Raw genomic sequence first — 25,154 nt, 5'->3', positions numbered from 1 at the left:
CAGCCCGCAAAATCAACCAACTTCCCACCCAACTCAACATGCAAACCATGCAAAGGCGTGCGCTTAATATCCGTCATAAATAAACCCTTTCCCAAGCTAGTTTTCCGAGGTCATCGAATAGCTTGCAACGATGAATTTGCAGGACAGTCTGATATCACCAAGGTTCCTGTGGACGGTCTTGCGAGTCAACAACAATACCGCCCGGCCAGATTCGGGGGTGTGCGAGAATAATTTCCAAACCGCAACGAACGGCTCTGGCCCCGGACCTAGACCTGTCCTAAGACTTGCCACGCAAGAGGGACCGACATGTCACATATCACACTGGTGCGTCACGGGCAGGCCAACACCACCGCGCGCGACGAAAAGAACTATGACAAGCTCAGCGATCTGGGACATCAGCAGGCCCGCTGGCTGGGGGCGCATCTGCAGGACACACGCAGCCATTTTCCCCGGGTCTATTGCGGCACCCTGATCCGCCACGCCGAGACCACCGCCAGCATGGGGCTGACTGATCCGATCCGCGATCCGCGGCTGAACGAGATCGAGTATTTCACCATCGCGCAGCTGTTCGAGGAACAGCACGGAGTGAAAGTGCCCACTGATCGCGAAGGTTTTGTCGAGCATCTGCCCCGCACCTTTGCCGCCTGGGCCGATGGCGCCATCAAAAACACACCGGAAACCTTCGAGGAATTCGAAACCCGGGTGCGCGACGCGCTGACCGATATCGGAACCGAAGGCGGCCCTGCCATCGTTGTGACCTCGGGCGGGTTGATTTCGATGGTTGTCCGGCAGGCGATGGGGCTGGATATCCCGGCCATGGCGCGGGTGGCTCTTGCCATCATGAACACGTCAATGCACCGTTTATACCCGATAGGTACACAGCTCAGCCCGGTTCTGTTCAATGCCGTTCCGCATCTGGAAGCACCAGACCGGCAGTTTGCACAGACCCACTTGTAACCCCAAACCAGAGGCTTTGTGATGCAACTTTACTATGCCCCTCGCACGATTTCGGTCGCCGTTGCGATTGCACTGGAAGAGGCCGGGCTGGACTATGAAGCGATCCAACTGGACTTTGCCGGTGGAGAGCAAACCAAATCCGCCTACAAGCAGATCAACCCAAAAGGCCGGGTTCCGGCGCTGGTGGTAGACGGTGGGATTTTGACCGAAACCGGGGCACTTTTGGAGTTCATCGCAGCAATGGCTCCGAAGGCCGGGCTGGTGCCTGCGGACCCGATCATGGCCGCCCGGATGCGCGAGGTGATGTATTACCTTGCCTCGACCATGCATGTGAACCACGCCCATAAGCTGCGCGGCGCGCGGTGGGCCGACAAGAAATCCAGCTGGAAGGATATGACGGCAAAAGTCGCGCAGACCATGGCAGCGTCCTGCGACTATATCTGTTCGAACGGTCTGCGTGGACCGTTTGTGCTGGGCGAGGCGTTCTCGCTGGCCGATGCCTATTTGTATGTGGTTTGCAGTTGGTTGGAAGGCGACGGCGTCGACGTTGCAACCTACCCCAAGATCGTCGCCTTTCGTGAGGCGGCAGAGGCGCGCGCTTCACTGAAAGCCGTGCGTGCCGCCGGAATGCTCTGATAAAGGGGACAAAATATGACGCATCTATGGGTCCGGGCCGAACAGCGCCCGAACGAAGAACGGGTCGGGCTGACCCCTGAAGGCGCTTTGGCGTTGATCGCTGCTGGCATCCGCGTAACGGTCGAGGTAAGCCATGTTCGCGCCATCCCCATCGACGGTTACAAGGCTGCTGGCTGCGAGATCGCGCCCGAGAATTCCTGGCCAGATGCACCTAAGGACGCGATCATCTTTGGCCTCAAGGAACTGCCCGAGGATGGCACGCCCCTGCCTCACCGCCACATCATGTTCGGCCATGCCTATAAGGGTCAGCATTCCGGCCGGGCGCTGCTAGAACGGTTCAAGGCCGGGGGCGGAACGCTGTATGATCTGGAATATCTAGTCGACGAAAACGACCGCCGAGTCGCCGCCTTTGGCTATTGGGCCGGCTATGCCGGGGCTGCGGTGACACTCAAGACTTGGGCCGCGCAGCAGCGGGGCGCGGAATGCCCTCCGGTTGGTGTCTATCCCAGCAAGGACGCGTTGAATTCCGAGCTTCTGGCTGAACTAGATGCCATCGTGGCCAATAGACCAAGGGCCATCGTCATCGGTGCTCTTGGCCGCGTGGGTACCGGCGCCAGCGACCTTTGCACGGCGATGGGTGTCAGTGTCACCAAGTGGGACATGGCCGAAACCGCCAGCGGCGGGCCGTTCCCTGAAATCCTCGACCACGACCTGTTCCTGAACTGTATCTTCGCGCGCCCAGGTACGCCGATTTTTGTCCCGCAAAAGGCACTGGCCGCTGACCGCAAGCTGACCGCCATCGGCGATGTCGCCTGTGACCCTGACAGCGATTATAACCCTGTTCCGGTTTATGACCGAGCAACCACTTGGGACGCACCTGCCCTGCGCGTGGCGACCAATCCGGTTCTTGATGTAGTTGCAATCGACAATCTGCCGTCGATGCTACCGGTCGAAAGCTCGGAAGATTATGCAGCACAGCTTTTGCCTTCTCTGCTGACCTTGACCGATCTGGACAGCGGCGTCTGGGGCCGGGCCCGCGAGACGTTCGACAACCATGTCTAGGAGTAGCCACGCATGGAACACCTGATCGGAGGCGCGGCAGCAGTTCTAGGCACTGTATGTTGGCTTCCTCAAACCCTAAAGACCTGGCGCTCCCGCGAGACCAAGGATCTGTCTATGCCAGCGAACCTGTTGATTCTGGCCACGTTGAGCATGTGGCTGATTTACGGAGTGATGATTGCGGCATGGCCGCTGATATTGGGTAATGTGATCTCGATCCTGCTTGTCAGCGCGATCGTGATTGCAAAACTGAGGTTTGGCTGAACAGCCGTAAAGGAGTTTTCACATGACGATTCACTGGTGTGGCACCGGCCTGTCGGCCATTCCCGGCTTACGCCGCCTGATCGAAGGCGGGCAAAAGGTCACAGTCTGGAACCGGACAATCGAAAAGGCCAAGGCCGAAGTTGGTGATCTGACCAGCGATATCCGCGTTTTTGATATCGACGCCTTGGCGGCGGTGCTGGAACAGGGCGATGTCATCGTTTCGATGTTGCCCGGCGATTGGCACGTGCCCTTGGCCGAGCTTGCAATCGCGAAACAGGCGAATTTCGTCTCATCCTCCTATATCGCCCCCGAGATGCGCGCGTTGGACGGCGCGGCCCGCGAAGCCGGGGTGGCGCTGGTCAACGAGGTCGGGCTGGACCCGGGCATCGATCACCTGATGGCTCATGCACTGATCGACGACTATCGCGCTTCGGACGCCTTCGACCCGCAGAACCACCTGAGTTTCATCTCTTATTGCGGTGGTATCCCCAAGCATCCGAACCCGTTCCGGTACAAGTTCAGCTGGTCACCGCTGGGTGTGCTCAAGGCGTTGCGTTCACCATCGAAATCAATTCGCAATTATGCTCCGCTGGACGTGGCGCGCCCATGGGATGCGATTACCAGCTATATCGCACCCCTGCCCACACCCGAAAGCTTTGAGGTCTACCCGAACCGCGACTCGATCCCGTTCATGGCGCAGTACCATTTCGAGGATCACTGGCCGGTCAAGGAATTCGTCCGCGGTACCCTGCGCCTGAACGGTTGGGCCGGCGCCTGGTCGGGTGTGTTTTCCGAAATCGAAACCCTGTCCGGGCCCGAAGGCGATGCACGCCTGAAGGAGATGTCGGACCAGTTCTGGGCCGAAAACGCCTATGACGAGGGTGAGCCGGACCGTGTGGTTCTGTGTGTGGGCCTGAAGGCGGAAAAAGACGGCGTTCCGGTCTGGCACAAAACCTATGTGATGGATGCCTGGGGTGACGACCGCGGCACGGCGATGGCGCGGCTGGTCTCGGTCCCGGTTTCACTGGCTGTCGAAGCCGTCTTGAACCGCGCTATCCCGGCAGGCGTTCATGCGGCCCCCAATGATCCAAAGCTGGTGCAGAGTTGGATGGCTGAAATTGACCGGCTGGCGCAGCATCTGCAGGTGGTGGATCATGCGGGCTGAAAACTAAGCCCGCACCAACCTGGATTGGCCGGGTTGGTACATCAATTCAGATGCGTATACGCGAGATCGACAAGGTTTCTACGCAATTCCGGTCCAAACAAGTGTTCAGCTGCATAGCGGTGTTCTTCGGAGCCCTTATCCGAGCCCGAAAAGTAATATTCGCCACCCGAAACACACTCAAACATGGCGCTGTCTACTATCAACCTATTTGCATATTCTTTTGACGCAGTCTGTTCGAATCCGATTGCTGTGCCGAGGTAAACAACCTGCACCAGGACCTTTGCACGCCAATCACCTTGGTCGATCAGGTCATACGGCGTATCAAAACCAGCTCCGCTGTCAAAACCTGGATATTGCTCTGCAAACTGCAATGCAATGTCTTCGCAGCTAAGCTCAGCATAGCTCGCGCGTTTTTCAGGAAACAGAGGCGGGCAATCTGGGCCAGCAAGTCGGCAGGCCTCAAGGAACTTGCGGCGATCATATGCATTGTGTGGATCGGCATGTAACGCTTCGGAAAAGGCCAAAGCCGAGGGTCTATACTCCTTTGCCCGCAATCTGAAATAGCCAGCATAGCTCCAGGCCCACGGGCCCACTTTATGGTTGGCTATGGCGTCTTCAACCAGAGGCTCAACCTCTGACAACCGATCCATCCGGCGCAAGAGTTTGGCTTTTGTCTCTAGCGAATAGTCATTACCCGGGGCAATCTCCAGCGCGGCCTCAATTGCCTCCATCGCCGCTGGGTATTCTTCGGCGCGGGCGTGGGCCAGCGCCTTCCACTGCCACGGCACGCGGCTTTCAGGGTCTTCTGCAATAGCCAGATCAGCCTCGCTTTGGGCAGCCTCCCAGTCTCTATTCCACATATGTGCCCGCATCTTGTGTCGATGGATCAGCGACCGGGTTGACGGGTTATATGCCGCCCATATCAACAACGTATCACAGGCGGCCAACTTGTCTTCCAAGTCAGCCTTACTGAAGTTGCAGGTAGCCATCAGCTTTTTACGTTCTTGGCCTAGCACCAAAACCCCAGCGATTGCGATCAAGACAATACCGGTTAGAACACGGGCGAGCTTCGATTTTCTGTGTCGCAAAGAAGCTGGGGTATCGGATGTCATTCATTCAACCAAAAGTAGTTCACCCGAACCTAAATCAAACCTGGCTGAAATTGTCCACGACCATCCCTTTATCCGATTAAACCGCCAGACAAGAAGGTGTGGAAAACTCTGTCCTCGATCCGTTGCGCAATCGCCTACATCAGATCGTTTTCCACATCTTCCGCCGATACCCCCAGCGCATCCAAACCATTTTCCAGATGATCTGACATGTGCGGCGTGCCGATCAGGTAATCAGCGCAGGGGGTTGAGGCTTCGGCCCTTGCGGTGGCGATGGCTTCGACCAGATCCTCGGCGAAGAAGCTTTCACGCCCGATCCACATGATAGCCACCAGTTCGGCCTGTTCGTCCTCGCTCATGTGATCAATGAACGCGCGCAACTCGCCCTCGGCCCGATTCAGCTCGCGCCCCATCAGCGCAACCTGAGCAACTTTTCTTGCTGAAATTTCCAACATGACCCGACTCCTGTGTTCGCGGCTTTCGAATGAAACAACCACTAGGCAGAGCCCGAGTCTTTGATCTTGAACAAACGCGTTAGCGCAGGCGCACACGCGAAACCGGCTGATCCGGCACCGGTGCGGTTCTGAACGGGCGAAAGGTGGCTTTTTTCACCCAAAGTTTAAGTGCCTGCCAGATGATCAGCGCAAAGGTCCGCCGCGCACCAAATGGGCGGCGCAGCAGCGACCACAGGATCACCCGGTTGGTCAGCGGACGGCGTGTCCCGGTTAACGTCGCGATCAAACCGCCCTCGGGGCGGGCATAGTCGATCCACACGCCAACACGTTCGGGGCGATAGTCAAAACGGAAGGTGTAACTTCCTTCGATTTTCTGGAAGGGCGAGACATGCAGCAGCTTGTCAGCCACCATCCTGTCGGTTGCCTTGATGGGTGAAAAGCCGGGATTGTGGCACAGATAGCTGTGGCGCGTGCCAAAGGTGTTGGTCACCTCGGCCACCACCGCATTAAGCACATCCTGTCCATCAAAACAGAACCAGAAGCTGACCGGGTTGAACACATGCCCCAGAACCCGAGGCTGGGTCAGCAACATCAGGCGCGCCGGTTGCGCCACCTGCAACTGATCAAACCGCGCGCGCAGCCAGGCGGCACCGTCGCCCTGGCCCGGCTCACCCCCGTGATCCTGCGACCGCCAGTTGGCAAGATTGGCCCGGTTCACCGAAAATAGCGCCGGAGTGGTCAGATCGCTTTCAGGGTTCAGAAGAATGTAGTCGACCGAATAGCGGAAGGCGTTTTCGATCGCCCCCTTGCGCCCGTGAAAGGTATGGCCCGCAACATGATCAACGGTTTGTGTCATTCAGTATGGTCCGGCCCGCTTGTAACCGCCCGGAGGGGCGTGGTTTTCTGAAGGTTTCTGTTACTTAGAATACGGCATCCAGCCAGGATTGGATCAAAAATATCGCTTCAGAGTGATCCGGCTTGGGACACCAACCGTATTGTGGTTATGTTTACCGAGATAGACACCGTGACCTTGGACGAGCTGGCGGCTACACCCGCCGTCCTCAAGCCATGGCGCGCAAGAAAACGCATCAAGGGTAAACAGGTGAACGGAACACAAAGCAGTTGCGACACCAGGATTGAGTGGGTGGACCATGTCAGGCGCATTCGGGATGCGCAGGATCAGGCGGCTTTTGCCGAGCTGTTCCAGCATTTTGCGCCGCGGATCAAGGCGTTCCTGATGAAGTCAGGCTCGGACGCGACTATGTCCGAGGAATGTGCGCAAGAGGTGATGGCGACCTTGTGGCACAAGGCCCATCTGTTCGATCCGACCCGGGCAACGGTGGCCACATGGGTGTTCACCATCGCACGGAACAAACGCATCGACGCCCTGCGCAAGCAACGGCGCCCCGAACCGGAAGAACTGGGCTGGGGCCCCGAGTCCGAACCTGATCAGGACGACGTGATCGTCTTGCAACAAGAAACCGCGCAGCTACGCACTGCCTTGATGGCGTTGCCTGACGCGCAAAGAGACTTGATCGAAAAGGCCTATTTCGGAGACCTGAGTCACCGGGAAATTGCATCTCAGACTGGGTTGCCTCTGGGAACGATCAAATCAAGAATTAGGCTGGCGCTGGATCGCCTGCGCCACGCAATGAACTGAGACAGAGACGATGAGCAAACAGATTAAGCATCACCTGACGGAAGATCTGCTGATGGCATATGCCGCCGGCAGCCTGCCCGAAGCGTTCGATCTGATGGTCGCGACCCATCTGTCGCTGTGTGACCATTGCCGCGCGCAGGCTGAAAGCTTTGATGCGGTTGGCGGACAGATACTGGACGAGCTGCCCTATCCTGCCCAAATGAGCGACAGCGCGCTGGCTGCGACGATGGCGCTGATCGCCCAAGGCGCACCGACCCCCAAGCCAGTGAACAAGAGCTGCGCCGTCCTACCTGCCCCCCTGCAGGGCTACGTCGGCGGCACTGTCAATGACATCCGATGGCGTCCCATCGGAATGGGCGTCAGACAAGCTATCTTGCCGACGAGCGGCGACGCTTCGGCACGTCTGCTGTTCATTCCGGCCGGAACCGCAGTTCCGGATCACAGCCATAACGGTATGGAATTGACCATGGTTCTGCAGGGTGCGTTCTCGGATGAGGTTGATCACTTTGCACGCGGCGATGTCGAGATTGCCGATGAAGATCTGCATCACACCCCGACCGCAGACATTACCGCAGATTGCATCTGTCTGGCCGTTACCGACGCGCCGCTGAAATTCACCAAGCTCATGCCCCGCTTGTTCCAGCCCTTCCTGCGTATCTGATCTCTGGGACCTGACGCGGTGCGCTGGCCAATTCCGGCCAATGTCGCATCGAACGGCTTGTCAGATTTCGTGCCGCGCCAGCGGTACAACGCCCGGTGTGTCGTCAGGTGCGATCTCTTCGAAATCGAAATTGTCCAGCCGCTGCGCCCGGCGCCCTGCCTTTTCAGCGCTGATCTTGATTTCCGAGATATCCTTGGCCGCCTGCCCGAAATGACGGTCCAGATTGGAAACCCGATCGCCCAGGCGATCTACATCCTTGTGCAGCAGACCCAGCTCTTTGCGGATAGCACCCGCCTGTTCCCGCATCCTTGCGTCCTTCAGGATCGCGCGCATCGTGTTCAGCGTTGCCATGCAGGTGGTGGGCGAGACGATCCAAACGCGTTTGGTAAAGCTCTCCTGCACCAATTCGGGAAACTTGGCGTGCAACTCGGCATAAACCGCTTCGGAAGGTAGGAACATCAACGCGCCATCGGCGGTTTCCCCGTCCAGAATGTACTTCTCGGAGATGTCGTTGATATGCTTGCGCACAGTTGTTCGGAACATCTGCACCGCCGCTTTCAGCTCCGTATCATTGGTCGACCCGATCAGCGCCTCATACGCTTCCAACGGGAATTTGCTGTCGATCACAATGGGGCCAGGTGGGTTGGGCAGGTGGATCAAGCAATCCGCCCGACGCCCGTTCGACAAGGTCGCCTGCAGCTTGAAACTGTCCGAGGGCAACGCCTTGGAGACGATATCGTTCAACTGAATCTCTCCGAACGCACCGCGCGTCTGTTTGTTCGACAGAATATCCTGAAGCGACAGCACATCGCCCGACAGTTTGGTGATGTTATCCTGCGCCTTGTCGATGGCCGCCAGGCGCTCCTGCAACTGGGTCAGTGACGTCGCCGTCTGTTTCGACGAGCCGTGCAGCGATTCCTTCATCCGCTCCTGCATCTCGGCCAGCGCACGTGCGGATTTCATCGCATTATCTGCCAGCCGATCGTTCATCTGCTGCTGCACCGAAGACAGGCGGGATTCAACCGTCTGGATCACCTGCAGCTGCGCATTGGCCTGCGTGTCCGAGACATGCTGCAGTCCACCGCGCAGCTGCTCTTGTCCTTGTCCCAACTGCTGAACATGCTGACCCAGATGCGCCATTTGCCGCGACAGTGGCTCGGCCATCCTGGCTGACCGGTTGGCCGCTCGCAAAGACAGGAACAGCAGCAACAGGATCAATGCCACCACCCCGCCAACGATCAGAATCACGGGGTCGTTCAATGCAAATTGGGTTCCTGCAATCTCGATCATATCGCCTCGGGTGTTCTTGTTTTATTCTTCATAGCCCGCGCACCCCGCGGGATCAACTGCGTCCGAACAATCGTTCGATATCGGCCAGTTTCAGTTCCACGTAGGTTGGCCGCCCGTGGTTGCATTGGCCGGAATGGGGTGTCGCCTCCATCTCGCGCAGCAGGGCGTTCATCTCTTCGGCCCGCATTCGGCGGCCCGAGCGGATCGAACCATGACAGGCGACACGGCTGAGGATCGCCTCAATCCGCGCCTGCACCATCTGGCTTTCACCCTGATCGGACAGCTCATCCAGAATATCCAGAATCATTGCGCGGGCGTTGACCTCACCCAGAATGGCCGGGGTTTCACGCACGGCAACCGCACCGCCGCCGAAGGGCTCGAGCGTCAGGCCAAAGCGAGAAAGGTCATCTGCCACCGCCATAAGTCGCGCGCAGTCGCCTTCAGACAACTCTACGATCTCGGGGATCAGCAGCGCCTGCGCCGCCACGCCGTTCGCCGCCATCTGGGCTTTCAGCTTTTCATAGACCAACCGCTCATGCGCGGCGTGCTGATCGACAATCACCATACCATCAGCGGTCTGGGCGATAATGTAGTTTTCATGCACCTGCCCGCGTGCAGCCCCCAAAGGCAGGTCTTCTACCGGCGCCTCGGAAACAGATTCCGCGACCGGCTCGACCACGCTGCCGCTGTAATCGCGGGTCAGTTCAGCAAAGCCCGGTGCCTGCGCCTGATAGGCCATCTGGCGCGCGGCGGGTGAAGGGCGGTCCATCTGGTAGACCCGCGCCGGGGTGGAGTGAGACGGCTCGGGTCGCATCGCGCCAAGCGTCGCGTTTGCGACGGTCGAGGACGCCCGGTGCCCCGCTTCGGCCAGTGCGTGCCGCAGGGCCGAGACGATCAGCCCGCGTGCGACGCCGGGATCGCGGAACCGGACCTCGGATTTCGCGGGGTGCACGTTCACATCCACCAGCGTCGGATCACAGTCGATGAACAGAGCCGCCGCCGGATGTCGATCACGGCTGAGAAAGTCGAAATAGGCCGCCCGCAATGCACCGGTCAGCATCTTGTCACGCACAGGCCGTCCATTGACGAACAGGTACTGCGCCACCGCTGCGCCCCGAGAATAGGTCGGCAGAGCGGCATAGCCATACAACCGGATACCCTCACGCGTTGCGTCAATTTGCAACGCGTTCTCGGCAAACTCGCGCCCGATCACGCGGGCCAGTCGGGCATGCAACGCGTCAAACAGATCACCATTCTCGCGGTCAGCACGGAAGGTTACGCGCCCCTCGCCGCCGCCCGAGACATCGCGCAGGGTAAAGGTGACCGAGGGCTCGGCCATGGCCAGACGTTTAACCGTATCGGCGATGGCCTGCGTCTCGGCGCGGTCGGTACGCATGAATTTCAAACGCGCAGGCGTGGCAAAGAACAGATCGCGCAACTCGACCACGGTACCCGCGCGCAGAGCCGCGGGTTTCACCGCGGACATTGTGCCACCAGCGACCTGAATCTGCGCCGCATCCGCCCCCGGAACACGACTGGTTATGGTCAAACGCCCGACCGCGCCCAGCGACGGCAACGCCTCACCGCGAAAGCCGAAAGTATGAATGTTCAGCAGATCCGACCCGTCGATTTTCGAGGTTGCGTGGCGGGACAAAGCCAACGGCAAGTCCGCCGCCGCAATACCACAGCCGTCATCGGTGACGCGAATCAGCGTCTTGCCCCCATCGGCGATCTCTATCGCAACCCGCGTGGCACCTGCATCAATGGCGTTCTCGATCAATTCCTTGACCGCAGAGGCCGGTCGCTCGACCACTTCGCCGGCTGCGATCCGGTTGATTGCAGCATCGTCCAACTGCCGAATTACCGGTCGAAACTCGTTGATATTGGGGTTTGCCTGCTCCATACCCCTAGACCTAGCACATGCGCACACGATTCTGCCACTGCTATGGTATTCAGATTTTGTGCAAGAGGGGGGCGTTCGGACAATCGCGCCGTGTCGGCCCGCAAGGCGACGACCTTGATCACGATTGCCCGAACAAGCCGGGGTGAGTGGTGGTCAGTTGCTTAACAATACAACAACCTTAGCACGATCTGCAGATTAAGGCTCATTAACTCTGGTCGTGCTGTTCGCGTTGGCAAAGTTCAGCCGAAATACGGCATCAGCCAACAGCAGGAATATGCCGGATCAAACAGTGCCTGGAGCACCCGCGCGGGTCCGGCAGGGGCCGAAAACAGCCGCAAGCGCCAGAATCACACCAGATACCGTTGCGATCATTCCGGCGGCACTCACGGCATCGCGGGCACCCAGCCATAATGGGCCATAACCCGCCAGAACATAGCCCATCACCGCCGAAACCACGGCAAATACAACGCTCCATGCGATTTGAGATTCCAATCGGTTGGTCATCAACCGCGCCGCAGCGGGGGGGCAGATGAACATGGCAATCACGATGATCGAGCCAACCGCGTCGAAGGATGCGACGGCAGCTATCGCCGCTGTGATCACCAGCGCAAACCCCAAAGGACCGGTCCGAATACCAACCGTGCTGGCAAAACCTTCGTCAAAGGTCGAAATCTTCAATGGTCGCCAGAATATCCAGGTAAACAGGGAAACCCCCGCAAGCGTCAGCGCGATACGCGGCAATTCCGGGGGCAACCCCGCAAGCGCGGCCGGGTTCCACAGCGAGACCCATCCCGTTGCGTCCAGCCAGATCAGACTTTCGAGATTGCCATACAGCGCGTGTTCCACATCCAGATGCACGGTCGAGGTGTCCGTCTGCTCCAACAAAAGAACACCCGCCGCAAATAGGGTAGTAAAGACCACGCCCATTGCCGCACCGGGTTCGATCTGACCCAGCCTGCGGATCGCTTCGATCATCACAACGGCAACCACGGCAGCACCCGCCGCGCCCAGCATCATCGGCCAGGTCGAGATCGCGCCGGTCAGCAGAAAGGCCACCACGATGCCCGGCAACACTACATGGCTGATGGCATCCCCGATCAGCGCCTGTTTGCGCAGAACCAGAAAGTTCCCCGGAAGGGCGCAGGCGATGGCGGCAAATGTCCCGATCAGCAGCGGTGTCAGTGACAGGGGAACGAATTCTTCGCCGCTCATGGTGCTATCCCCTGCGGGCCGCCGATCTGGCGGTCGATCTCGGTAATCTGGTCGCGGGTCAGCACGGTTTCGATATCGCGCAGCCCGTCATAAAGCGCCGCCGTTGCTTCGTGGGCCTGGTCCGTGCGAACGACCTCCCACCGCTTTTCGTCGCGCAGGGCTTTGGCGGCGCGGGCCTTGCCAGCCTCGGTTGCCACGCCGTCGGGGCGTGCCAACCCGGCCCGGCGCAACAAACGCAGGGTCAGCGGCTCATAGATTTTCTGCCCTTGTGCCAACGCAAGCAAGCCCTGCCGGATATGAACCCGACGCTGGAATTGCAGGTGCCGCAACACCGCCGCCAGAACACCGCGAACCGGCGCCAACAGCAACGACAGGACAAACACGGCAAAACTGACAAGAACGATAAGCGGACCCGTCGGCAGATTGGGAGCCGCCGCCGACAGTGCCGCACCGATATAACCCGAGACGCCCCCGATCAGACCCGCCAGCAACACTACTCTTTCGGACCGCTCAGTCCAAAACCGGGCTGTCACCGGCGGAATGATCAAAAGCGCAACGATCAGGATCAACCCGACAACTTTCAGGCCAACCACTGTGACGGCCATAACCAGACCCATCATTGCAAGGTCAATGCGATGCACCGGCAGGCCCCTGGCTGCTGCAAATTCAGGGTCAAAGGCCACGATCGTCATTGGACGGCGGATAATCATGACAAGCGCCAGCGTTGCCGCGCCTCCGATCGCAATGATCATCGCATCTGTCCAAAGCATTCCTGCGGTCGAGCCCAGCAGAAACCCTTCGAGCCCCGCCTGTCGGCCCACACCCATGGTCTGGATCACCGTCAGCAGCACAATGCCGAAACCAAAGAATACAGATAGGACCGCTCCGATCGCGGCATCCTCGGCCAGCCGCGTGTGCCGCGTCAGCCAGTTCATACACAAAAGGCCGATCCAAGCGGATATTGCCGACCCGACGAGCAGGCCGATCAGGTTTCTGCCGTCCCCACCGAGGGCCACAAGTACCATAAAGGCCAGACACACACCCGGCAATGTCGCATGGCTGATCGCATCGCTGACCAGTGCACGTTTGCGCAAGAACAGAAATGTGCCGGTTACCCCGGCGGAAATGCCCAGCAGGCTGGCGCCGATTGCGACCAGCGTGGCGTTATAGCCAAGCTGAAGGGTCAGAGCATCCCAATGCATGACTCACCCCAGCGCGCGTGAGATCTGGTCGATCTGCGCCGTAGCCAGACGGCCGCCATAGGCAGATTGCAATGTCTTGGCCGTAAAAGCCTCGGCCACGGGCCCCTCGGCGACTTTGCGCGTGTTGATCAGGAAAACATGGTCGAAATAGTCGGTGACGGTCGCCAGGTCATGATGCACCGCAACCACAGTCTTGCCCGCCTCTTTCAGCGATTTCAGGACGGAAATGATGGCCTTTTCCGTTGCCGCATCAACCCCGGCAAAAGGTTCGTCCAGCAGATACAGATCGGCGGCCTGCGCCAAGGCGCGCGCCAGAAAGACCCTCTGCTGCTGGCCGCCTGACAACTGGCCGATCTGCCGGTCGGCAAAGTCACGCATCCCTACACGGTGCAGACAATCCATCGCCTGCGCCTTATGCCGGGCGCGCACCCGTCCCAACAGCCCCAGTTCGCGCGACAAGCCCATCAGAACCACGTCAATCACGCGCGTCGGGAAGTCCCAGTCCACGCTGGCCCGCTGCGGCACATATGCGATCCGGGACCGCTGTCGATCCAGCCGATCGCCAAACACCGTCACCTGACCGGACAGGGGTGAGACAATCCCCAAAGCCGCCTTCAACAGGGTCGATTTACCTGCACCGTTTGGCCCGATGATCGCTGTCATGGCACCCGGTTGCACGGTCATATCAACCGAGAAAACCGCCGGCTTCTGCCCGTACGAGACGGTCAGGCCACGAATGGCCAGCGGACTTTCTCCAATGTCGTTTTCCGGAAGGGGGATGCCCTGATGTGCCGCCAGTTCCAGCATCTCTTAAAACCCCGCCGACAGATTGCCGCTCATGCCAGTTTTGGGAATATCAGCCCCCAGAGCGCCTGCGATTACTGTGATATTGTGATCCAGCATCCCGATGTAGGTACCCTCATAGGTGCCGGGCTCGCCCATCGCGTCCGAATAAAGCTGTCCACCGACTTCGACCTGATGTCCCCTGGCCGCTGCGCCCTCGATCAGCGCACGCATCGACCGATCCGAGACCGAGCTTTCCACGAAAACTGCCGTCAGTTGCCGGTCAACCAGCGTATCGACCAATTCGCTAATCCGGTTCAGTCCCGCCTCGGATTGGGTTGAAATACCCTGAATTCCAAGCACATCGTACCCGTATTCAGCACCGAAATACCCAAAGGCATCATGTGCCGTCACCAGAACACGGTTGTTTTCCGGGACCGCTGCAAGCACTTGCTTGCCATAAGTCTCCAGTTCCGCGATCTGCGCAAGAAAGGCCTCTGCGTTTGCCGCAAAGGTGTCCGCGGCCTCGGGGCGCGCTTGTGTCAGGGCTTTTTGCACCTCGACCACGACATCGCGCCACAGGGCCGGGCTCATCCAAAGATGGGGATCGTATTTGTCAGCATAATTGTCATGCGCGTGCAGCTTTGACTTATCAACGCCTTCGGCTACCGCAACGACCATGCGTTTACGCCCTAGGTCATGGAAGAACTCTTCCATCTGCGCCTCAAGATACAGACCATGCCACAGGATCAGATCGGACCTGGTCATAGCGACGATATCACTGCGGGTCTGACGATAGGCATGCGGGTCGACGCCGGGGCCCATAAGGCCCTTCACCTCGACCTGATCACCTCCGACCTGACGGGCGGCATCGGCAATCATACCGGTCGTGGCCACCACTTTCAGCGGCGCATCGGCCCAGGCCGAGAATGGGAATACAGCGGCGAATGCCAGCGCTGCAAGGAAACTACGACGAATCATATCAGACCCCGGAAATGGTATCTTGCTAAGATGAATATGAGAACCGCTCGCAACTAAGTCAATGCTATTGAGAATTATTCGCAAGAAAACGCCTATTTTGTCCATTTGGTCAAAAAATTTACCCTTCCAATGCCGGATGGCCTTCCATTTGCATCTTACCCGTGCGAATTTGATACAAACCTCCCAAAGGATGTGAAAATGGAAACGCAGAGCTCAGAAAGCCCCGTGCGCACCGCGCATCTGCCGCAAGTGACCGAGCCCCGGAACCCTGGAATGGAGCTTGATCTGGATTGGGTGCGGGCCGTACAGGTCAACACCTCGGCCGTTGAGCGCCGCGCAGCCACCCTGCCGGGTCGGCGCTCGGTGAAAAAGGACTACCAGGCGGCGTGGCTGCTCAAGGCGATCACCCTGATCGACCTGACCACCCTATCGGGAGACGATACCGTCGGCCGTGTCCGGCGCCTGTGCGCCAAAGCGCGGCAACCCGTGGCTTCTGCAACACTTCAGGCGTTGGACATGCCACCGATCACCACCGGCGCGGTCTGTGTCTATCACGACATGATCGAAACCGCTGTGGATGCGCTGAAGGGCACCGGGATTCCGGTGGCCGCCGTATCGACCGGATTCCCTGCAGGCTTGTCCCCGTTCCACCTGCGCGTGGCAGAGATCGAAGAAAGCGTCAAAGCCGGAGCCGAGGAAATCGACATCGTAATCTCTCGGCGTCATGTGCTGTCGGGCGACTGGCAGGCCTTGTATGACGAGATGAAAGCGTTCCGCGTGGCTTGTGGCGACGCGCATGTCAAAGCCATCCTTGCAACCGGCGAACTGGGCAGCCTACGCAACGTGGCGCGCGCCTCGCTGGTCTGCATGATGGCGGGGGCGGATTTCATCAAGACTTCGACCGGTAAGGAAAGCGTCAACGCCACGCTGCCCGTGTCGCTGGTGATGATCCGGGCGATCCGCGATTACTATGACCGCACCGGGTATCGTGTCGGATATAAACCCGCAGGCGGGATTTCCAAAGCCAAGGACGCACTAGTTTACCTGTCGCTGATCAAGGATGAGTTGGGCGACCGTTGGCTGGAGCCGGACCTGTTTCGCTTTGGCGCGTCGTCGCTGTTGGGCGATATCGAACGGCAGCTAGAACATTTCGTAACGGGTGCTTATTCCGCCGGTTACAGGCACTCGATGGGCTGAGGACGAAAACAATGACAGTCAAAGAGATTTTCGAGACCATGGATTACGGCCCTGCCCCCGAAAGCTCAGCCGAAGCGCTGGCCTGGCTGGTCGATCAGGGTGACAAATTTGGTCACTATATCGACGGGGCCTTCACCAAACCGGGCAAGGGGTTCGACAGCCGCAACCCGGCGACCGGAGAGGTTTTGGCCAAGCTGACCCAAGCCAAGCAAGCCGATGTCGACGCCGCCGTATCCGCCGCCCGCAAGGCGCAGCCAAAATGGGAGAAGATGGGCGGTGCGGGTCGTGCGCGCTACCTCTATGCCATCGCGCGCCTGCTGCAAAAGCACTCGCGCCTGTTTGCAGTGCTGGAAAGCTTGGATAACGGCAAGCCGATCCGTGAATCGCGCGACATCGACATCCCTCTGGTACAGCGCCATTTTTACTACCACGCCGGCATGGCGCAGTTGATGGAAAGCGAACTACCCAACGCCGAAGCGCTGGGAGTGTGTGGACAAATCGTTCCTTGGAACTTCCCGCTGCTGATGCTGGCTTGGAAGATTGCTCCGGCGCTGGCCATGGGTAACACGGTCGTTCTGAAACCTGCCGAATATACCTCTCTGACCGCGCTGCTGTTTGCCGATATCTGCTCACAGGCCGGGCTGCCCAAGGGTGTGGTCAACATCGTCACGGGCGATGGCGCGGTGGGTGAGATGATCGTGGCCTCGGACGTGGACAAGATCGCCTTTACCGGCTCAACCGCAGTGGGTCGGCGCATCCGTGAGGCGACCGCCGGTTCGGGTAAGGCGCTGACTTTGGAGCTGGGCGGCAAGTCCGCCTATATCGTCTTTGACGACGCCGATATCGATTCCGCCATCGAAGGGCTGGTCGACGCGATCTGGTTCAATCAGGGTCAGGTTTGTTGCGCAGGTTCGCGTCTGTTGGTTCAGGAAGGCATCGCCGATCGGTTCCACGAGAAACTGCGCGCCCGAATGGACACTCTGCGCATCGGTGATCCATTGGACAAATGCATCGACGTGGGTGCTGTGGTCGACCCGGTCCAGTTGCAGACCATCAAGAGCATGGTCGACAGCAACTCCGCGGGTCACGTTTATCAGGCGGCTGGCGCGCTGCCCGAAAATGGCTGTTTCTACCCGCCAACGCTGATCTCGGGCCTCGAAACCTCCGATCAACTGATGCAGGAGGAAATTTTCGGTCCGGTGCTGGTGTCCTCGACCTTCCGTACTCCGGAAGAGGCGGTTGAGCTGGCCAACAACACCCGTTACGGGCTGGCGGCGACGGTATGGACCGAGAACGTGAACCTTGCACTGGATATCGCACCGAAGCTGGTCGCGGGCGTTGTCTGGGTGAATGCCACCAATCTGTTCGATGCCGCAGCCGGGTTCGGCGGTGTGCGCGAAAGCGGCTTTGGCCGCGAAGGTGGCTGGGAAGGTCTGACCGCTTACACCAAGCATAAAGGCAAAGGCAAGCCATTGGCCAAGGCCGAGGCCGCGATGGGCGAAGGTGCCCCGGTCGATCCGATTGACCGTACTGCCAAAATGTATGTCGGCGGCAAACAGGCCCGTCCTGACAGCGGATATTCGAAACCCGTCTGGGGCAAGTCTGGACTGCTGGGCCATGTGGGTCTGGCCAACCGCAAAGACGTCCGCAACGCGGTCGAGGCCGCAGCGGGGGCCAAGGGTTGGTCCAAGACCACCGGCCATCTGCGGGCACAGATCCTGTATTACATCGGCGAAAACCTCTCGGCCCGCGCGGGTGAATTCGCTGCGCGCCTTGATGCCATGACCGGCAGGAAAGACGGTGCGAAAGAGGTCGAAGCCGCGATCCAGCGCCTGTTCACCGCCGCTGCCTGGGCCGACAAGTATGACGGCCAGGTGCACGGCGTTCCGATCCGGGGCGTGGCCATTGCCATGAAAGAACCTGTCGGCGTGATCGGCGCGCTCTGTGCTGACGAGGCGCCGCTGCTGGGTCTGGTCTCGGCCATGGCGCCTGCTGTTGCGATGGGCAACCGGGTGGTTCTTGCGGCAAGCGAGCCTTACCCGCTGGCGGCGACGGATTTCTACCAAATCCTCGAAACCTCGGACGTGCCCGCTGGCGTGGTCAACATCCTGACTGGCAGCCACACGGAACTGGCGAAGCCGCTGGCTTCGCATCTGAATGTGGATGCGATCTGGTCATTCTCGTCTACCGATCTGTCGGCCGAGATCGAGCGGGCTTCGGCCGGGAACCTGAAACGGAGTTGGGTTAATAACGCCATGGCAACCGACTGGCACGAGGATCAGACTCGCCGCTTCCTGCAGGCTGCGACCGAGGTTAAAAACATCTGGGTGCCCTACGGCGAGTAGGGCCCCAGCCCTGGAAAACCCAGGGTGCAAACAGTTTGTTCGGGTACAGATGGCGCGCTGCTGCATAGAGTGATCATTGAATGAACATAACGATGATTAACATGTGACATTGTTCATATACAGCGCCGCCACTATCCCTCAGCTTGGACCCAGTCTTAACAAGGTTGGATCGGTCCATGCTGAGTTTTCCATACGAGTTTCCTGAACTGGTACAGGTCGCCACGATGATCGGCGTCTTTGGCGCGGGCCTCTACATCACCAGCTACTTTCTGCTGCAGATGGGGATCATCCGGGGCAACGGCAGCCTCTACCCCCTGCTTGTGATCGCCGCAGCCGGATGTGTTCTATTCAGCATGTCGGAAGAGTTCAATCTGGCGGGCTCGATCATTCAGCTGGCCTATATCTCGATCTCGATCCTGGGCCTGCTGCGCGGGTTTCTGTCCCGGCATCTGCTTCGGTTTTCAGATGACGAACGTCAGTTCATCGCCCTGCACCTTGAATCGCTGAAACCCCACCAGGCCCGGAAACTGTTGAACACCGCCGCCGTCAAGACCTATGAAAACGGTGACATCCTGATCGAAGAAGGCAAGACAACCGACTTTTTGGGCTTTGTCCTGAAGGGGCGGACCACGATCCTGAAAAACGGCCGGGTCATCAACCAATGTGGAGAAGATGAGATTTTGGGAGAGCTGACCTTTGGCCTTGGGCTGCCTGCCACAGCCACGGTAATAGCCACCGAACCCACCAAATGCCTGGTCTTCGACAATATCAGCCTGATGCGCTTGCTGCGGCGGAGCCGCCATATCGACGATGCATTGAAAGCAGCGCATTTCCGACATACACGGCAAAAGCTGTTGAACAGCAACAAGCACACGCTGCAGGCCCAGAGAAGACCTGCAGCGGCCTAAGGGTCAGCCGTCCAGACCTTCGGGTTTGCCAACGATGGTAAAGTGTAAACCATCTGGGTCCAGCAGTTCGGACGCCACCCGGTTCACATCCTCAAGCGTCACTGCATTCACCTTGTCATTGCGTGTGGCGATATAGTCGATAGGCAAATCCTCCATCTGCATACCCACCATGATCCCGGCGATCTGGCTGTTGCCATCAAAGCGCAGCGGATAGGCACCGGTCAGATAGGTCTTGGCGTCGTCCAACTCCTTCTGAGTGACCCCTTCGGATGCGGCGCGCGCCCATTCGTTGCGGATCACATCAACGGCTTCGGCGATACGGTCATTGGCCGAGGACACCGACCCAAGATACACAGAGGCCAGATCCTTTGGCACCAGATAGGTCGCCACGCCATAGGTCAGACCGCGTTTTTCGCGCACTTCCTGCATCAGGCGACTTTCGAAACCCCCGCCGCCAAGAATGTGGTTCAACAGATAGGCGGAAAAGAAATCCGGGTCGTCGCGGTCGATCCCGGCATGGCCGAACAGAGCCACCGATTGCGGCGTATCGAACTCGATCACGCTCACTCCGCCAGTGATCGTCACATCGGCCCGCTTAGGGATCGGTTTGCCGGTATCCGGCAGATCAAGCAAGAGCTCGTCCAGCACCGCGCCCAGTTCCTCTGGGGTGATATCGCCGACCGCGCCTACATACAGTCGATCCTTGGTAAACACGTTCTCATATGCCGTGACCACATCATCGCGGGTCAAGGCGCTGACACTCTCGATCGTGCCCTTGCCTTCGGAGCCGTAGGGATGATCGCCATAGGCCATTTCCGCAAAGCTGCGCCCGGCAATGTCACTGGGGCTGGTCTGATCTGACCGCAGACCCGACAGAACCTGAGCGCGAACACGGTCTACTGCATCCTGATCGAAACGCGGTTCGTGAATCGTGGTCCGCAGCAGGTCAATCACCTCATCCCTGTTTTCGGTCAGAAACTGTGCCGAGATCGACACTGAATCGTCCGAGGCGCTATACCCGAACGACGCGGCCAGAGATTCCAGCTCGCGCGCATAGGTGCGGGCATCCATCTCGCCTGCGCCTTCTTCGATCAGGCCGCTCATCAGATACACCGCGCCGCGCTTTGTCGGGTCGTCCAGCGACGTGCCACCGCGGAACCGCAGCTCCAGGGCGGTGAAGGGGATCGAGTGATCCTCGACCAGCCATGCGGTGATGCCACCCGGCGAGGTGACTTCTTCAATCTTGATCTCGGCCCATGCAGGAACTGCGATGACCAAAGCAATCAGAGTTACAAATATCCGCTTCATTGCGTTACCTCATCGTCTCGCATCAGCCAGCCCGTGACCGAGGTTTCAGGCTGCAGCACCTCGCGCGCGGCGGCGATGATCTGATCACCGGTCACCGCCTGCAGGACATCAGGCCAAGCCTGTACATCTTCGACCGTCAGCCCGCTGGTCAGGGCACGGCCATAGCGATTGCCGATCCCGTCCACATTGTCACGCGCATAGGTCTGCGCGGCGCGCAGCTGCATCTTGATCCGATCCAGATCCTCTTCGTTCACACCTTCGGCGATGAAATCGGTCACGGCCTGATCCATCGCATCCTCGGCCTCTTGCAGCGACACGCCTTCGGCCGGAACAACCAGCAGATCAAATGTGGTATCGTCAAGCGACACGCCTCGGTAGAACGCACCGGTATAGACGACCTTTTGCTGCTCGAACTGCAGTTTTTCATTCAGGTACGACGTCGTGCTGCCTCCCAGTAATTCAGCCAGAAGGAACAGGGCGGCGGCTTTTTCCTGCGCACCTGCGTCCCGTTCGGGTGCAAGATAGCTGCGCTGAACATAGGGCTGCGATACGCGCGCATCCTTAAAGGTCAGACGGCGTTCAGCGGTTTGTGGCGGCTCCTGTGATCGCACCCGTTCGGGCAGGTCCGGGTTTGCCGGGATTACCCCGTAATATTGCTCGGCCAGGGATTTGACCTCGTCTGGCTCAACATCGCCGGTCACCACCAGGATGGCGTTATTTGGCGAATAGTGGATCTGATAGAAGGACAGTGCATCGTCCAGGTCCAGCGTTTCCATCTCATGTTTCCAACCGATAACGGGGACACCATAGCGGTGGTTGAGGTATTGCGCCGCGCTGACCTGTTCACCGAACAGGGCGCGCGGGTTGTTTTCGGTACGCTGGTTACGCTCTTCCAGGATCACGTCGCGCTCGGTGGCGATGTCGTCATCGGACAGGCGGATATTGCGCATCCTGTCTGACTCCATCCGCATCATCAACTCAAGCCGGTCGGCAGCAACACGCTGAAAATAGGCGGTGTAATCATACGAGGTGAACGCGTTGTCATTGCCGCCATTGGCCGCGACGGTGGCAGAAAACTCGCCCGCCTCCAGCGTGTCGGTGGCCTTGAACAACAGGTGTTCCAGAAAATGCGCCACACCGGACGAACCAACCGGCTCATCCGCCGATCCGGCGCGATACCAGACCATGTGCTGCACGACTGGGGCGCGGTGATCCTCGATCACGACAACGTCCATACCGTTATCCAGCGTAAAGGTGGTGACCGCCTCGTGCCCATCTTCGGCAAAAACCGGGGTGGCGGCGATCAGAGCAGCCGACAGTGCCAGAGCCCGAACCATGGGGCATCCTCCGTTTCGTTTCTGGTGTTCAAACTACGGTGGTGCCGCGCGGGTTCAACCCCGATGACGGAAAGTTAAGAATTATTCATTGACCGGCGGCGCCGATGGCGTTTCGATCCCAGCGTTCCGCGCAGCCTGGGTTTGCTTGTTCGGGTCGATAGCCCAGCGACGGTAAACCTGCGAATATCGGTCTACGTTGAACAGCCGCAAACGGGTCCAGCGCCCCTGACGCTTGCGGAAATCCGCATCTTCTTGGTTGACGACCTGCCGTGTGTTTGACGGAACGCCATATCGGCTGGAGGCCGTGACAAGCGCGCCATCAGAGGCAGGCACAGCGGTATTTGGATTCGAAGCAGCCGGATTCCCGCCCAGCGCGGCAATAGCATCCCCTGTGGGATTGGCATCGGTCAGGTTTGTGCCACCCGGTGTCGGTGCGGGCAAGGAGTTGTAGTTCTCGGGCTGGGTCAGAGGTTTGACCGGCAAAATCGCAAACTCGTCCGGGCCCGGGCCCGGCGGCTCGAGGTGGCGCAGACCGATATCCGAACATCCCGCAACCGCAAGACTCAAAGTCACAACAAATATGGAACGCGGCAACCGCATGAAAGTCTCCAGCCTGTTTCAGGCGCTTTTATCGTATTTCCAAACCCGCGTCACGAGGGCTTTTTCCTATCAAACAGCACCAACCCGAACGCACCTGCGAATATGAATACATCGGCCAGATTGAACACATAGGGGTTGTCGAAACCACAGCAGGACATGTTCAGAAAATCCAGCACATATCCGTACAACACGCGGTCCACCACATTGCCAAGCGCACCGCCGATCAGCAGGCCGCCACAGACCAACATGAGCTTTGAGGGGGCCGAGCGCATCAACCAAATCAACACGCCCACTGAAATCACCAGTGAAACTCCGATCAGAGCCCAGCGCGCGGCGTCGCCATTGCCCTGAAACAGGCCGAAATTGATGCCGCGATTCTCGCCATATCTGAACACCAGAAAGGGCGGTAGAACGCTGATCGGCCCTTCGGCCACGCGCATCACATGAACGACCAGGTACTTGCTGATCTGGTCGATCAGAAACGCGGTCAGCGCCGCCCAGAGGAGCAATCGGGCACGCATCAGTGACGGAAATGCCGCATGCCGGTAAAGACCATGGCCAGACCGGCCTCATTTGCGGCGGCGATCACGTCGTCATCCCGCATCGAGCCGCCAGGCTGAATCACGCAGGTGGCCCCGGCCTCTGCGGCCTCCATCAAACCGTCGGGAAAGGGGAAGAACGCGTCCGAAGCCACCGCTGAGCCGATGGTCAGCGGCTGTGGCAGGCCCAGAACATCGGCCATGCGCTCGGCCTTCTTGGCCGCGATCAGCGCCGAATCCACGCGGCTCATCTGGCCAGCGCCGACACCCACGGTCGCGCCGTCCTTAACATAGACGATGGCGTTGGATTTCACGTGCTTTGCCACCTTCCAGGCAAACAGAAGGTCGCGCATCTGTTCATCCGTCGGGGCCTTCTTGGTGACAACCGTCAGGTCATCCATGCCGACGAAACCGTTATCCTTGTCTTGTACCAACAGACCGCCCGCGACCTGACGCACGGTTTTGCCACCGGCGGTCACATCCGGCAGGCCTTCGGTCGTCAGAAGGCGCAGGTTTTTCTTGGCGGCAAAGATCGCCTTGGCCTCATCCGAGGCGCCAGGCGCGATCACAACCTCGGTGAAAATCCCTGTGATTTCCTGCGCAGTTTCAGCGTCCAGCGGCTGATTCAGGGCCACGATCCCGCCAAAGGCCGAGGTACGATCACAGTCGAACGCGGCCTTATAGGCGTCCAGCAGCGTGCCTCCTGTCGCAACGCCACACGGGTTGGCATGTTTGATGATGGCACAGGCCGCACTCTTGACGGGATCGAATTCCGCCACCAGCTCAAACGCCGCATCGGTGTCGTTAATGTTGTTATAGCTCAGTTCCTTGCCCTGATGCTGAAGGGCGGTCGCCACACCGGGTCGGTTGGTACCGTCGGTATAAAATGCAGCGGTCTGATGGCTGTTCTCGCCATAGCGCAGTGTCTGTTTCAACTCGCCAGCAAAAGCGCGGCGTTTGGGGGCCTCAAGCTGCAGCGCATCGGCCATCCAGTTCGACACGGCGGTATCGTAAGCAGCGGTGCGGGCATAGGCCTTTTGGGCCAACCACTGACGGAAACCATATGCGGTCTTGCCGTAATTCTCGTCCAGCTGATCCAACAGCGACGAGTAATCCTCGACATCGACCACGACATTGACAAACGCGTGGTTCTTGGAGGCGGCGCGGATCATCGCTGGGCCGCCGATGTCGATATTCTCGATACATTCGTCATAGCCAGCGCCTTTAGCCACGGTCGCCTCGAACGGATAGAGGTTCACCACCAGCAAGTCGATCGCGTCGATGCCGTGTTCGTTCATCGCGGCGATATGGGTGTCATTGTCACGCAAGGCCAGCAAGCCGCCATGCACCATAGGGTGCAGCGTCTTGACCCGGCCATCCATCATCTCGGGGAAACCGGTGATCTCGCTGACATCCTTCACCTCCAACCCCGCATCGCGCAACGCTTTTGCTGTGCCGCCGGTCGACAACAGCTCGACCCCGCGGTCGGCTAGCGCCTTACCCAGCTCGATCAGCCCGGTCTTGTCGGATACGGAAAGCAACGCGCGGCGCACGGGGTGAAGATCGGTCATGGGTCCAAAGGT

The 25,154-nt window shown here is 59.2% G+C and carries 24 protein-coding genes; 10 read left to right on the top strand and 14 right to left on the bottom strand.

All coding sequences use genetic code 11. The annotated features are described in order from the left end of the window. Positions 1–306: 306 nt before the first annotated feature. Genes AC2FH0_RS16625 through AC2FH0_RS16605 form a run of 5 tightly spaced genes read left to right on the top strand, consistent with a single transcriptional unit; the run spans position 307 to position 4,081 of the window. Positions 307–957, top strand: a complete 651-nt coding sequence (locus AC2FH0_RS16625; protein ID WP_142640087.1) for a histidine phosphatase family protein — start codon at positions 307–309, stop codon at positions 955–957. Between the two features lie 21 nt (positions 958–978). Next, positions 979–1,593 (top strand): glutathione S-transferase family protein, encoded by a 615-nt coding sequence (locus AC2FH0_RS16620; RefSeq protein ID WP_271952162.1) that lies wholly within the window; start codon positions 979–981, stop codon positions 1,591–1,593. 15 nt (positions 1,594–1,608) lie between these two features. Next, positions 1,609–2,655, top strand: a complete 1,047-nt coding sequence (locus AC2FH0_RS16615; RefSeq protein ID WP_496709484.1) for a saccharopine dehydrogenase — start codon at positions 1,609–1,611, stop codon at positions 2,653–2,655. A gap of 12 nt (positions 2,656–2,667) precedes the next feature. Next, positions 2,668–2,916 (top strand): SemiSWEET family sugar transporter, encoded by a 249-nt coding sequence (locus AC2FH0_RS16610; protein WP_496709483.1) that lies wholly within the window; start codon positions 2,668–2,670, stop codon positions 2,914–2,916. A 22-nt stretch (positions 2,917–2,938) separates the two neighbouring features. Next, complete coding sequence (locus AC2FH0_RS16605) at positions 2,939–4,081, top strand: saccharopine dehydrogenase family protein (protein WP_496693138.1); 1,143 nt, start codon at positions 2,939–2,941, stop codon at positions 4,079–4,081. Positions 4,082–4,122: 41 nt separating this feature from the next. On the opposite strand, the gene AC2FH0_RS16600 is transcribed toward AC2FH0_RS16605, so the two are convergent. From AC2FH0_RS16600 to AC2FH0_RS16590, 3 genes are all read right to left on the bottom strand, one after another. Continuing rightward, positions 4,123–5,070 (bottom strand): tetratricopeptide repeat protein, encoded by a 948-nt coding sequence (locus AC2FH0_RS16600; RefSeq protein WP_496789871.1) that lies wholly within the window; start codon positions 5,068–5,070, stop codon positions 4,123–4,125. A gap of 257 nt (positions 5,071–5,327) precedes the next feature. Next, a complete protein-coding gene (locus tag AC2FH0_RS16595) occupies positions 5,328–5,645 on the bottom strand; it encodes a DUF3775 domain-containing protein (RefSeq protein ID WP_142640076.1) in 318 nt (105 codons plus the stop codon). 79 nt (positions 5,646–5,724) lie between these two features. Continuing rightward, the gene (locus AC2FH0_RS16590) at positions 5,725–6,501 is read right to left on the bottom strand and encodes a DUF1365 domain-containing protein (RefSeq protein WP_496693140.1); all 777 of its coding nucleotides are present in this window, start codon (positions 6,499–6,501) and stop codon (positions 5,725–5,727) included. Between the two features lie 147 nt (positions 6,502–6,648). On the opposite strand from AC2FH0_RS16590, the gene AC2FH0_RS16585 reads away from it, so the two are divergent. Beyond that, complete coding sequence (locus AC2FH0_RS16585; RefSeq protein WP_496789869.1) at positions 6,649–7,305, top strand: sigma-70 family RNA polymerase sigma factor; 657 nt, start codon at positions 6,649–6,651, stop codon at positions 7,303–7,305. A gap of 10 nt (positions 7,306–7,315) precedes the next feature. After that, the gene (locus AC2FH0_RS16580) at positions 7,316–7,966 is read left to right on the top strand and encodes a ChrR family anti-sigma-E factor (RefSeq protein WP_496789866.1); all 651 of its coding nucleotides are present in this window, start codon (positions 7,316–7,318) and stop codon (positions 7,964–7,966) included. Between the two features lie 60 nt (positions 7,967–8,026). On the opposite strand, the gene AC2FH0_RS16575 is transcribed toward AC2FH0_RS16580, so the two are convergent. The 6 genes from AC2FH0_RS16575 to AC2FH0_RS16550 all read right to left on the bottom strand — a co-directional run bounded on the left by AC2FH0_RS16575 (position 8,027) and on the right by AC2FH0_RS16550 (position 15,337). Then, positions 8,027–9,256 carry a DNA recombination protein RmuC gene (locus AC2FH0_RS16575; protein WP_142640068.1) on the bottom strand — a complete coding sequence of 410 codons (1,230 nt, stop codon included), beginning with the start codon at positions 9,254–9,256 and terminating at the stop codon, positions 8,027–8,029. 52 nt (positions 9,257–9,308) lie between these two features. After that, on the bottom strand, positions 9,309–11,159 hold the full coding sequence (mutL, locus tag AC2FH0_RS16570; protein ID WP_496789864.1) for a DNA mismatch repair endonuclease MutL: 1,851 nt from the start codon (positions 11,157–11,159) through the stop codon (positions 9,309–9,311). Positions 11,160–11,441: 282 nt separating this feature from the next. Continuing rightward, positions 11,442–12,371, bottom strand: a complete 930-nt coding sequence (locus AC2FH0_RS16565; RefSeq protein ID WP_496709479.1) for a metal ABC transporter permease — start codon at positions 12,369–12,371, stop codon at positions 11,442–11,444. Next, on the bottom strand, positions 12,368–13,573 hold the full coding sequence (locus AC2FH0_RS16560) for a metal ABC transporter permease (RefSeq protein ID WP_281973767.1): 1,206 nt from the start codon (positions 13,571–13,573) through the stop codon (positions 12,368–12,370). Before AC2FH0_RS16560 ends, AC2FH0_RS16565 begins: the two co-directional genes overlap by 4 nt. Positions 13,574–13,576: 3 nt before the next feature. After that, positions 13,577–14,380 (bottom strand): metal ABC transporter ATP-binding protein, encoded by an 804-nt coding sequence (locus AC2FH0_RS16555; RefSeq protein ID WP_496789862.1) that lies wholly within the window; start codon positions 14,378–14,380, stop codon positions 13,577–13,579. Positions 14,381–14,383: 3 nt separating this feature from the next. Then, complete coding sequence (locus AC2FH0_RS16550; protein WP_271952144.1) at positions 14,384–15,337, bottom strand: metal ABC transporter solute-binding protein, Zn/Mn family; 954 nt, start codon at positions 15,335–15,337, stop codon at positions 14,384–14,386. Between the two features lie 198 nt (positions 15,338–15,535). Between AC2FH0_RS16550 and deoC the strand changes: the two genes are divergently transcribed. From deoC to AC2FH0_RS16535, 3 genes are all read left to right on the top strand, one after another. Then, positions 15,536–16,534 carry a deoxyribose-phosphate aldolase gene (gene deoC / locus AC2FH0_RS16545; protein WP_281973768.1) on the top strand — a complete coding sequence of 333 codons (999 nt, stop codon included), beginning with the start codon at positions 15,536–15,538 and terminating at the stop codon, positions 16,532–16,534. Positions 16,535–16,545: 11 nt separating this feature from the next. Continuing rightward, complete coding sequence (locus tag AC2FH0_RS16540; RefSeq protein WP_496789860.1) at positions 16,546–18,879, top strand: aldehyde dehydrogenase family protein; 2,334 nt, start codon at positions 16,546–16,548, stop codon at positions 18,877–18,879. A 176-nt stretch (positions 18,880–19,055) separates the two neighbouring features. Continuing rightward, on the top strand, positions 19,056–19,787 hold the full coding sequence (locus tag AC2FH0_RS16535; RefSeq protein WP_281996041.1) for a Crp/Fnr family transcriptional regulator: 732 nt from the start codon (positions 19,056–19,058) through the stop codon (positions 19,785–19,787). Positions 19,788–19,790: 3 nt separating this feature from the next. Here the strand turns inward: AC2FH0_RS16535 and AC2FH0_RS16530 are convergent, their stop codons facing one another. From AC2FH0_RS16530 to purH, 5 genes are all read right to left on the bottom strand, one after another. Further along, positions 19,791–21,095: a M16 family metallopeptidase gene (locus tag AC2FH0_RS16530; protein ID WP_496789858.1), complete on the bottom strand. Its 1,305-nt coding sequence runs from the start codon at positions 21,093–21,095 to the stop codon at positions 19,791–19,793. Next, positions 21,092–22,432: a M16 family metallopeptidase gene (locus tag AC2FH0_RS16525; protein WP_142640049.1), complete on the bottom strand. Its 1,341-nt coding sequence runs from the start codon at positions 22,430–22,432 to the stop codon at positions 21,092–21,094. Before AC2FH0_RS16525 ends, AC2FH0_RS16530 begins: the two co-directional genes overlap by 4 nt. An 81-nt stretch (positions 22,433–22,513) precedes the next feature. Next, positions 22,514–23,032 (bottom strand): DUF3035 domain-containing protein, encoded by a 519-nt coding sequence (locus tag AC2FH0_RS16520; RefSeq protein ID WP_496709476.1) that lies wholly within the window; start codon positions 23,030–23,032, stop codon positions 22,514–22,516. 50 nt (positions 23,033–23,082) lie between these two features. Next, positions 23,083–23,553, bottom strand: coding sequence for a signal peptidase II (gene lspA / locus AC2FH0_RS16515; protein WP_496709475.1), 471 nt, complete (start codon positions 23,551–23,553; stop codon positions 23,083–23,085). Beyond that, positions 23,553–25,142 (bottom strand): bifunctional phosphoribosylaminoimidazolecarboxamide formyltransferase/IMP cyclohydrolase, encoded by a 1,590-nt coding sequence (purH, locus tag AC2FH0_RS16510; RefSeq protein ID WP_496789856.1) that lies wholly within the window; start codon positions 25,140–25,142, stop codon positions 23,553–23,555. The genes lspA and purH overlap by 1 nt, the downstream gene beginning before the upstream one ends. Between the last annotated feature and the right edge of the window lie 12 nt (positions 25,143–25,154).

This window comes from Ruegeria sp. CDSC051, from assembly GCF_059610665.1.
The sequence above is the reverse complement of the archived record's forward strand: the minus strand, read 5'-3'. Positions and strand labels throughout refer to the sequence as shown.